Origin of the sequence: Mesorhizobium sp. M7A.F.Ca.US.005.03.1.1 (assembly GCF_003997975.1) — a bacterium.
In the GTDB taxonomy this organism is placed as follows: domain Bacteria; phylum Pseudomonadota; class Alphaproteobacteria; order Rhizobiales; family Rhizobiaceae; genus Mesorhizobium; species Mesorhizobium ciceri.
The window spans coordinates 46823-52360 of sequence record NZ_RZRO01000041.1 but is presented as its reverse complement, the minus strand read 5'-3'; the positions used below and the strand labels follow the sequence as shown (position 1 = coordinate 52360).

Genomic DNA, 5538 nt, shown 5'->3' with positions numbered 1-5538 from the left:
CGCGCGCGGCGTTGCGGAACCGCCGCAATAAAGCACGGCGTCATGTTCGGCGAGCAGCTCGGCAACCGGCTTGTCGACGCCGACATTGACGCCGCAATGGAAGGTGACGCCCTCGCCCTGCATCTGCTCGATGCGCCGGTCGATATAGTGCTTCTCGATCTTGAAGTCGGGAATGCCGTAACGCATCAACCCGCCGGGCCGGCTCTCGCGCTCATAGACATGGACGTCGTGGCCGGCGCGGCCGAGCTGCTGGGCAGCCGACATGCCGGCCGGGCCGGAGCCGATGACGGCGACGCGCTTGCCGGTCTTCTTCTCCGGCGGATAGGGCCTGATATGGCCGGTCTCGTAAGCCTTGTCGGCGATCGCCTGCTCGACCGTCTTGATGGCGACGGGGATGTCCTCGAGGTTCAGCGTGCAGGCTTCCTCGCAAGGTGCGGGGCAGATGCGGCCGGTGAACTCCGGGAAATTGTTGGTCGAATGCAGGTTGCGGATCGCATTGTCCCAGTCGCCATTGTAGACGAGGTCGTTCCAGTCCGGGATCTGGTTGTGGATCGGGCAGCCCGTCGGCCCATGGCAGAACGGAATGCCGCAATCCATGCAGCGCGCGGCCTGTTTCTCGACCTCTTTGTCGGACATCGGCAGCGTGAATTCGCGGAAATGCCGGATGCGGTCGGAGGCCGGCTGGTACTTGTGCACCTGCCGGTCGATTTCGAGAAAGCCTGTTACCTTGCCCATAGTCCAGTTCCTGCTGTCCAGATGGTGCGCCTGGCGACGCCCTGCAGCTGGATCAGATGGGGCATCCCGTCCACACATGGGCCGCACCAAGTTGCCCAAAATTCGACTATGTACACTTGCCGGGCTCAAAGCTCGTGAGGGGCTCGCCATGCAGCCAGTTCTCGACTCTAATCGAAGGAGCCGGGGACTCCATCTGCAATACCACGTTGCGGTCCAAAGCTATTTCCAAAGGTTTCTGCACGAGCTGGTTTCCTCTCAGAGACGGCACACGGGTTCAGGGAGGAGCGCATCGCTCGTCTTGCCCCATTGAGTGCAGTCACAGTCACTCAGTCTCAAAAGCCATGCCAACGCGCTCAGCGCGCAGTTAGCGCCCATTGCTTCGAAAAACCTCGTCAGTGCCCAGATGTTGGTTGTAATGAACCTGACATTTGTCTGACGCTGTCAGCTTTTGGACACGCGATCACGCGCTTCGTGCCGCCAGATGGCCAGGCCGAGCCCTGTGTTGCCAGCGGTCGCTTCGATGATTGTACCGCCCCGCGCGTGCCACGCTGTTCGGCATTAACGATCATCGACAACGCAATGCGATCCTTGATCGATCCGCCGGGATTCTGGCTTTCGATCTTGACGAAGCGACGACACCTGCCGGTATCGAATCTCTTCAGTTCGACGACCGGCGTCTCCCCAATCAGATCGAGCACTGACAAATGGCGGACGCAGGCGAGAGGACGCCTTTGTCGACGGTCGGCGGAACATCTCGAGGCTCATGCGGCTGCGGTCTCCAGAATGTCGGCATAGTGCCGTTGCGCAATATCGGGATGCGAGCGCAGTCGGCTCTTCAGCAGTTGCGGAACAGGGGATTGTCGGGGTCGCTGGCGGGGCACCCGCTTCGGCAGCCAGTTCAGGCGGCAGGTCAAGAAACCGTATGTCGGCATCAAGCCGCGCGCCGAAGAAGAAGGGAATAGAAACAGTGCCCTTCGAAAGACCCAGGGCGACGGAAATCATTGCATCGGGCGAGTTCATGCGCCTGAAGCAGCGCTGGCTGCAACTGCTTCATAGCGACAGGCGGGCGGAGACTCTAGCGGGGCTTTCGCCGCTTGGTTGATTGAGGCTCTCGACGAAGCCACTAAGATTCGGCGGCCGATAATAGCTTGCTGCTCATTGGGACGCCGACCAACGCCGGGATTGAGAAAGGCAACCCTGCCCCACAAGGCGGGTGTCACACGTGCGGTGCGTCCGCTCGTCGCGCCGGATGGTCTTTGAGACCTGGGTTCACGGCTATTCAGATGCACCCCTGTCGGCTTTTCGGTGCAGGCCGCCAGGCGGCGTGTTGCAGCAGCGGTAATTAGTTTGAGAGCGTGCGAGCACGGGCTGCATAGTGAGATCATTTGCCGGCGTGGGGACCAAGGTGTGGCGCAGCCTTAGAGAACTCAACACCGAGACCGGAGCAACGGAGACGGCTCTTTCGTCGAGACAGTTTAATTGGAAGGCCGAGAAGCACCGGCTGGGTAGCGTCACGCCGCATCATTCTTTGCGGAGCTGGAGCGCGCGGGATCGCTGGAGCGGCTGGTGAAAGCGGTTGCCGGGGCGCACGCCAACAACAACACGTGAGCTGGCGCCTCGTGTGGCAAAAGGAGGGGGCGAGAGCCCATGGCCTGCAATGAAGCGATCAAGCATTGCGATCGTGGAACCAAGCTGCCTAGTCGACCATCCGGACCGCGGCCTTCAAGCCAGCTCGCCTTGGAATCGGCCTTCCAGGAATCACCGTCAAGGCCGACTCACGACCTTTTCGCCATGAGCCGCGAAGAGGGCATTCCGCCGGAAGCCGATGGCTGCCTTCTCTCGTTCATCGACGGCTATGTGGTGAGCGGCCATGTGCCGGTCGGCACGGTCAACAAGCTCTTGACCGAGCGGCCCGACATCAAAGGGCATGACGCTGCCCGGCATGCCGATGGGCTCCCCCGGCATGAGTGGCACGAAGGAAGCGCCCTTCGAGATTCTCGAAATCCGAAAGTCTGACGCGACCGGCGGCATCTACGCCACGGAATAGGAGGCTTCGATGATGGAATGCATGAGCGGCATGATGATGTTCGGCACGGGCCTGGTGTGGCTGCTTGTCGTCGTCGTGCTCGTCCTCGGGACGGCCGCGCTGATCAAATACCTGTTCTCCAGCGGCGGCAAAGGAGAAGGGCGTCGGTCCTCTTATCGATGCGTGGCCGCGGCAGGCCTCGGATTGGTCTGGACATTGCCTTGGCTCGCCAACCGGATGGCCGCGCCCCGGCCGCGGCGATAGCGCTAGGCAAGACGGTTTTAGCCAGGCGAAGGTCAGCGCGATTGGAAAGCCCGCTGCCTTCGGGACGCATGCCGGCGCCGGGACCGGCCGCGGTCGTCGGCGGCGGCTACCAGAGCGACATGCCGGGCTTCGGGAATGTCCTCACCGACGAGGAGATCCGGGCCGTTCTGGCCTTCATCAAAAGCACATGGCCCGAGCGGGAACGCGCCTATCAGGCAGATGAGCCGCCGGGAGCGGGAGCAGACACAGTGAGACCAATCCTAGCCGCGGAGCCCTCGAACGCCCCCAACCGGAATGCATTGTCCATGAAAGCGAAACCGTCGCTTGCGATTCAATTTCTGGCGCTGATCCTCGGGACCTCCGCGCTGGCCCACCATCCGGGCGCCGATCTCGACAAGATGAGGGACAGCGCGGAGAGGTTCTTCCAGGCGATCGACGAGCAGGCCGCGCCGCCTTTCGAACTGGCCGACGCGGACGGAAGGGCCGTCCGCCTTCCGATCTCTCCGACAAGATCGTGGTGCTCTACTTCATGACGAGGTAACCTTGGAAGAAGAAGGCGACGGCCACTGGCGGCAGGATGGCAAGCACGCTGGCCGCAAAAAGCGGCCCATACTCATAGAAGCGGGCCGGTTCTGTCGCAAATCGTGCTTTTGGCCACAACTGGACGCTTTCGCGCGCTTATGGACCAGCTCACATGACAGGGCTCGACGTGCCCCGGGGTGGCGCCCTACTTCCACGCTCGCACTGTCACACTCCCGCCGAAAGGCGGGTTTAGTGAGTTATGGCAGTGACTGTGCCACCAGTCCAAACGTCGAGTTTCGCGGCAACTTCGACGCTTTCCTTAGCTGACTTGCCCAAAACCAGCGCGGCCAAAGCATACTGCTTGCCGCTCCCGATGGCATAATATTCACCTTTCACGGGATCACTTGGCAGCCAATTGCCGTCCAACAATACGGCTTCCCCATTTTTGCGCACTATCAGCGCCTCAAATTCAAAATTGTCGTCGTTGCGCGGCACAGGAATATCAGAAACATCCATGCCCTTCTCAACCCAGTCTCGAACGGCCTTTGGAATACCCAAGGACGAAGAGGAAACGCCGATGAGTGTGCCGTCGCATAAGCGAAACACCTTCGTTTTCTCACCGACGGATACTGAGTCAAAACCCAAGGCTCGGCCGTCGCCAGCCATGGTTCCGTTCCTGTAAGCTATTGTTGTCATTGGCACCCTTCTATCGCTGCATCAAACTTCAGGACCTTGCGCATGTCCCCTGTGTCAAGGTCACTGACCGACGGCCTATTTGCCTGATACACGATACAGGCTGCGCTCCTTGAGTTCGCGCACGGGTGGCCGTCATCTTGCCGCCTTCGCGCAATGCCTTGAACAGGCCGAGTCTGTCCCCCAGCGGGAATGACAACCACCTCCATGTCGTTGAAACGCAGGAAATCCGTCACTTTGCCTCGTCGGTAACGGGCGGAGCCGGAGCGGTCGTCACCGGGCAAGCGCGGTCGCAGTAGGTATCCTGGGCAGCCCGTCAGACATGGATGGCTTCGGTTGTGTCATGCGACTTCTTGTTGGTCGGTCACGTGTTTCCGGATAACCAGCATGCGCTGTGCCAAATGAGAAAACCATTTAAAGTCAATCCAGCAGATCTGACTGTATTCCGACATTGTCGGAAATTGGACATCGCCGAACGCGGGCGCTCGGGGCTTGTGATGATACTTGGGCGTGCTGCTTCGGAGGAGGGATGCGCCTCGTACCGGCCGCGAAGCCTTCCTGCATTTAAGGCGCCAGATCAATTGAACGCGATGCCGGGCAGCGTCGCAGCGGCTAAGCCAGCCACTCGCATTGCTCCCTGACAGGATGGTGCCGATCCTGCTGAGATCGCATGCTGGCGCGACGTTGCTTTGCGGCCACCGTCGCGCCTGCCCGTGAACTGTTCGCGCCTGTGCTCATGCTCGCCTTGACACCCTCGATGGGTCCATCCGGGATGGTCAACCATCCGGAACATAGCGGGCAGGCGGGCATCTTCACCAGCAGTCTCTGTGTCGCTCTCGTGGCGGCAAACAAGATCGAGGCTGGCGGGGTGATGATCAACGGTCCTCGAACCATCGATTTTGATCGCGGTGGCCGTTCAGTGCGTTCAAGCACGAGGCGCCGTTAGACGGCACCGCAGCATCATAGCGAAGTGCCATGCAGGACGACTCCCTGCAGCATCGTCTCGCGCAGCCAAACACTTGCCGGATCACTGTTGTGAACGGCCGGGCGTTTGACGGCCTGTGACGCGAAAAGGCAACGGAAGATCTAGCATTTATGGGGGAAATGTTTTTTCGGAGTGCTTGACCCGCAGGAAGGGCAGGGCATGACTGCCTATCGCCCGACCCGGCAAGGCCGCACTCATGACCGGCTGGGCTCGGTTAATCCTGCATGCCGCGCCCATGAGGTTACTTGTCCGGAGTGCGTCGAGCACAACGAGGAGATGTAGTTCACGATCTTTGAAAAGCGTGGTCAACCAT

At 60.6% G+C, this 5538-nt stretch carries 5 protein-coding genes and 5 pseudogenes; 4 read left to right on the top strand and 6 right to left on the bottom strand.

What is annotated here, in order from left to right; genetic code table 11:
* From EN990_RS18205 to EN990_RS36205, 4 genes and pseudogenes are all read right to left on the bottom strand, one after another.
* Positions 1 to 735, bottom strand: a 735-nt coding sequence (locus tag EN990_RS18205; protein WP_164766123.1) for a glutamate synthase subunit beta, incomplete at its 3' end; no start/stop codon positions are given.
* Positions 736 to 776: 41 nt separating this feature from the next.
* A pseudogene (locus EN990_RS18200) lies at positions 777 to 940 on the bottom strand (thioredoxin domain-containing protein); the annotation flags it as partial.
* Positions 941 to 1218: 278 nt separating this feature from the next.
* Positions 1219 to 1488: pseudogene (locus tag EN990_RS18195) on the bottom strand (pyridoxal-phosphate dependent enzyme); the annotation flags it as partial.
* An 8-nt stretch (positions 1489 to 1496) separates the two neighbouring features.
* Positions 1497 to 1701 (bottom strand): annotated as a pseudogene (locus EN990_RS36205) (isopenicillin N synthase family oxygenase); the annotation flags it as partial.
* Positions 1702 to 2502: 801 nt separating this feature from the next.
* Between EN990_RS36205 and EN990_RS18185 the strand changes: the two are divergent.
* The 3 genes and pseudogenes from EN990_RS18185 to EN990_RS36815 form a co-directional block, all read left to right on the top strand.
* A pseudogene (locus EN990_RS18185) lies at positions 2503 to 2782 on the top strand (DUF411 domain-containing protein); the annotation flags it as partial.
* 21 nt (positions 2783 to 2803) lie between these two features.
* Entirely contained in the window at positions 2804 to 3025 is a 222-nt protein-coding gene (locus tag EN990_RS36200) for a hypothetical protein (RefSeq protein WP_245462946.1), read from the top strand.
* 41 nt (positions 3026 to 3066) lie between these two features.
* Complete coding sequence (locus EN990_RS36815) at positions 3067 to 3558, top strand: cytochrome c (RefSeq protein ID WP_244514239.1); 492 nt, start codon at positions 3067 to 3069, stop codon at positions 3556 to 3558.
* A 238-nt stretch (positions 3559 to 3796) separates the two neighbouring features.
* Here the strand turns inward: EN990_RS36815 and EN990_RS18170 are convergent, their stop codons facing one another.
* Entirely contained in the window at positions 3797 to 4213 is a 417-nt protein-coding gene (locus tag EN990_RS18170; protein WP_063169404.1) for a hypothetical protein, read from the bottom strand.
* Between the two features lie 697 nt (positions 4214 to 4910).
* Here EN990_RS18170 and EN990_RS18165 point away from each other — a divergent pair.
* Positions 4911 to 5186 carry a hypothetical protein gene (locus EN990_RS18165; RefSeq protein ID WP_063169403.1) on the top strand — a complete coding sequence of 92 codons (276 nt, stop codon included), beginning with the start codon at positions 4911 to 4913 and terminating at the stop codon, positions 5184 to 5186.
* Between the two features lie 147 nt (positions 5187 to 5333).
* Here EN990_RS18165 and EN990_RS36670 read toward each other — a convergent pair.
* A pseudogene (locus EN990_RS36670) lies at positions 5334 to 5538 on the bottom strand (hypothetical protein); the annotation flags it as partial.